This window comes from Thermodesulfobacteriota bacterium, assembly GCA_040756475.1.
In the GTDB taxonomy this organism is placed as follows: domain Bacteria; phylum Desulfobacterota; class Deferrisomatia; order Deferrisomatales; family JACRMM01; genus JBFLZB01.
Map to the genome: position 1 here is coordinate 1 of JBFLZB010000302.1, position 3,344 is coordinate 3,344.

The window sequence follows — 3,344 nt, forward strand, 5'->3', positions numbered from 1 at the left end:
CTGCGCCCTCATCGGCTGGGCCAACTGCCGGCGCAGCCGGCGAGTGGCCCGGCGCCTCCTGGACCTGCGCCTGTCCGAAGCGCCTCCTCCGGCCCCCGAGGCCCTTCACGCTCCCGCACCGGTGGACGCGCGGGGAGGTGCCTTGCCAGCCTCTCCCTCTCCCGCTCCCGCGGCCAGAGGAGACTCGGGGCGTCCGTCGCGGTTGCGTGCCGATCCTTGACCGCGGGTTGCCGGCACCTCCCCGAAGTCGGACGGCCCCACAGCACGAGTACGCGCCTGGAGTTGCGCCTGTGCCTTTCCCGTGCTACACGATATCCGTGCAACACGTGGAGGCTGCCATGGCGAATCTGACCATCACCGTCGGCGAGGACACCTTGCGCAGGGCCCGCATCCGCGCCCTGGGGCAGGGCACGTCCGTGAATGCGGTCCTGGGAGAGTTCCTGGAGACGTACGCAGGGGTTCGGCAGGAAACGAAGGACGCCCTGGAGGACCTGCTTCGCCTCTCGCAGGCGAGCACCGCTCGCCGGGGGCCCCGAACATGGACCCGCGACGAGGTCCACGAGCGAGGGCCTTGAGATCGTTTTTCGATACCAACGTGGTCGTATACCTCTTCGACGGCGACGCACCGGAGAAGCAGGTGAGGGCCCGCGAGCTCCTCGCGCGCGAAGTGGGGAAAGGGCAGGCGGTGCTCAGCACCCAAGTGCTCCAGGAGTTCTACGTAACGGTAACCCGCAAGCTCACGGTTCCCCTGAGCCCAGACGAAGCGCTGCGTGCTCTGCAAGACCTGGCGGAGCTCCCCCTGGTCCAGGTGGATGCCGACCTCATCACCGGCGCGGCACGGCGGTGTGCTCGGGACCAGGTCTCGTTCTGGGACGGATTGATCCTGCAAGCTGCGCTTCGAGCCGGAGCCACGGTCCTATACTCCGAGGATCTCCAGGACGGCCGCACCATCGAAGGCCTGCGCATCCGAAACCCCTTCGCCTGAAAACGTCTCCGTTGCATCTCCCCGGCGGACCCACCTCCGCAAGGCTCCTCTTCAAACCGTAATCGCCCCTTCACCGCGCCGTAACCCGCGCCCGCTAGCCTGACGCTGCTGGGAAACGACGGGGGGCAACGGCGCGGGAGGGGTTTCGTGTCGCAGGCAGCAAGGCAGTTGGCCGAGCCAGGCCTGCCGGGCGCCGGGTTCGCATACGGCGACCGGTTGCGGGTGTGCCTGGTCACCGAGACGTACTTCCCCCAGGTGAATGGGGTCTCCCGCACCCTCGACCGGCTGGTGCGCTACCTCACGGGGCTAGGTCACGAGGTCCGCGTGGTGGCCCCCCGGTACCGGGAGCGCACCGCCCTGCCGGTGGGCGCTCGGCTGACGGCCTTCCCCGCCTTTCCCCTGCCCTTCTACCCGGAGATCCTCGCCTGCCCGGCCCGAGCGCGCCGACTGGCGGAGGTGCTCGGGGCCTTCGGCCCCCACGTGGTCCACCTGGCCACCGAGGGACCCCTGGGCCTTGCAGCGCTCCGGGCCTCCCGGGCCCGGGGGCTCCCGGTGGTGAGCTCCTTCCACACCCACTTTCCCCAATACCTGGCGTTCTACCGCCTCGGGGGCCTCGCCCCGGCCGCGTGGCGCTACCTGCGCTGGTTCCACAACCGAACCGCCGCCACCCTGTGCCCCACGGCGTCGGTGCGGGCCGCCCTGGAGGACCGCGGCTTCCGCAACGTGGCGTTGTGGAGCCGGGGCGTGGACGCGGACCTCTTCCGCCCCGACCGCCGCGACCCGGAGCTGCGCCGGCAGTGGGGAGCCGGCCCCCAGGAGGTCGTGCTGGCCTGCGCCGGCCGTCTGGCCGCCGAGAAGAACCTCCCGCTCCTCCTCGAAGCCCTTCGGCTCCTGCCCCGGGACCTCCCCTGCCGGCTGGTCCTCATCGGCGATGGGCCCCTTCGCCCGGCGCTGGAGGCCGATCCCGCCGTGCGGGACGGGCGACTGGTCCTCACGGGCTACCGGCACGGAGAAGAACTGGCCCGCGCCTACGCCTCGGCGGACCTCTTCGTCTTCCCCTCGGTCACCGAGACCTTCGGCAACGTGCTCCTGGAGGCCATGGCCTCGGGGCTCCCGGCGGTGGCCTTCCCCGTATCCGGCCCGGGGGACGTGGTGCGGGACGGACAAACCGGGTGCCTGGCCACCGAGGCGACCGCCCCCGCCCTGGCCGCCGCCGTTGCCGCCCTCGCGGCCGACCCCCTGCGGCGCCGGGTCCTGGGGAAAGCAGCGCGGCTCTGGGCCGAGAGCCAGACCTGGGACGCGGTCAACGCGACCGTCGTGGAGGCCTACCAGCGCGCCCGCCGGGGCGGGCCGCCGCCTGGGTGAAAGCCAATTCTAGACCGGCCCGACGCACCAAGGAGGCCCCATGTCGCTCGCCGCCTGGAACACGCCGCTTCGCGCCTTCGCCCTCCACCTCGGGGAGGCGGTCACCCCCTGGGAAGCCCGGGTGGTACGGCGCTGCTCGGGGGTGCACACCCGCCGGTGGGCGAGGGCCGCCTTCGTCGCGGCAAGCCGCCTGGGGGACGGTCCCCTGTGGTACGCCGTGGGGCTCGCATGCCTCGTGTTTGGCGACTCCGCCCTGCGCCTGGCCGCCCTCGCCGCGGGGCTGGCGGTGGGGCTCTCGGCAGCCCTCTTCGTCACCGTGAAGCGGCGAGTGGCCCGCCCCCGTCCCTGCGAAGCCTGGGCCGACGTGCCGTGCCTGCTGGCGCCACCGGACCGCTTCTCCTTCCCCTCGGGCCACACCATGACGGCCTTCTCGGTGCTCGGGGCCTTCGCCGTCCTGGCCCCCGGGTCCGAGGTCCTGTTCCTGCCCCTGGCCCTCTGGATCGGGGCCTCCCGGGTCTTCCTCGGGGTCCACTACCCCACCGACGTCCTCGCGGGGGCGGCGCTGGGCAGCGCCATCGGGGCCGGGAGCGGGGCGCTGGCGGGTGCCCTGGCCCGGGTGCTGGGCGGGTGACCGCTCCCCTGCCAACCGTCTCGCCAGGCCCGGCCATCCCGCCGGGTCTCCAGACCTGGAACGCCGCCCTGGCCTGGCTCCTCCCCCCCGGCGCGGAGCGCGTCCTCCTGGTCACTCTGGGGTTCGGCGACGGGCACAACCGGGCCGCCCAGGCACTGGCGGCGCTGTGCCGCCGCCTGCGGCCCGAGGTGGAGACCCGCGTGGCCGACGCCCTGGAAGCAACGCCCTCCGGGCCCTGGCACCGGCGCCGCGCCGCCTACTACGCCGCCCTGCGCTCTTGCCCCAGAGCCTACCATGCTGCCTACGCGTTCCTGGCCAGGTGGCGCTGGCCGCTGGACCTCCTCGCCCGCTCCCTGGAGCCCT

At 73.0% G+C, this 3,344-nt stretch carries 5 protein-coding genes; all 5 read left to right on the plus strand.

What is annotated here, in order from left to right:
- Nucleotides 1-338 precede the first annotated feature (338 nt).
- Nucleotides 339-575 (plus strand): hypothetical protein, encoded by a 237-nt coding sequence (locus tag AB1578_22825; GenBank protein MEW6490733.1) that lies wholly within the window; start codon nucleotides 339-341, stop codon nucleotides 573-575.
- Entirely contained in the window at nucleotides 572-985 is a 414-nt protein-coding gene (locus AB1578_22830; GenBank protein ID MEW6490734.1) for a PIN domain-containing protein, read from the plus strand. Before AB1578_22825 ends, AB1578_22830 begins: the two co-directional genes overlap by 4 nt.
- A gap of 147 nt (nucleotides 986-1,132) precedes the next feature.
- Entirely contained in the window at nucleotides 1,133-2,350 is a 1,218-nt protein-coding gene (locus AB1578_22835) for a glycosyltransferase family 1 protein (protein MEW6490735.1), read from the plus strand.
- Nucleotides 2,351-2,390: 40 nt separating this feature from the next.
- Nucleotides 2,391-2,981, plus strand: a complete 591-nt coding sequence (locus tag AB1578_22840; GenBank protein ID MEW6490736.1) for a phosphatase PAP2 family protein — start codon at nucleotides 2,391-2,393, stop codon at nucleotides 2,979-2,981.
- Nucleotides 2,978-3,344: hypothetical protein (locus AB1578_22845; GenBank protein ID MEW6490737.1), on the plus strand; the 367-nt coding region annotated here is incomplete at its 3' end. The genes AB1578_22840 and AB1578_22845, both read left to right, overlap by 4 nt.

Bases quoted from the DNA above. Each gene is read 5' to 3' on its own strand.
- AB1578_22825 (MEW6490733.1), top strand. From the start codon at position 339: ATGGCGAATCTGACCATCACCGTCGGCGAGGACACCTTGCGCAGGGCC.
- AB1578_22840 (MEW6490736.1), top strand. From the start codon at position 2,391: ATGTCGCTCGCCGCCTGGAACACGCCGCTTCGCGCCTTCGCCCTCCAC.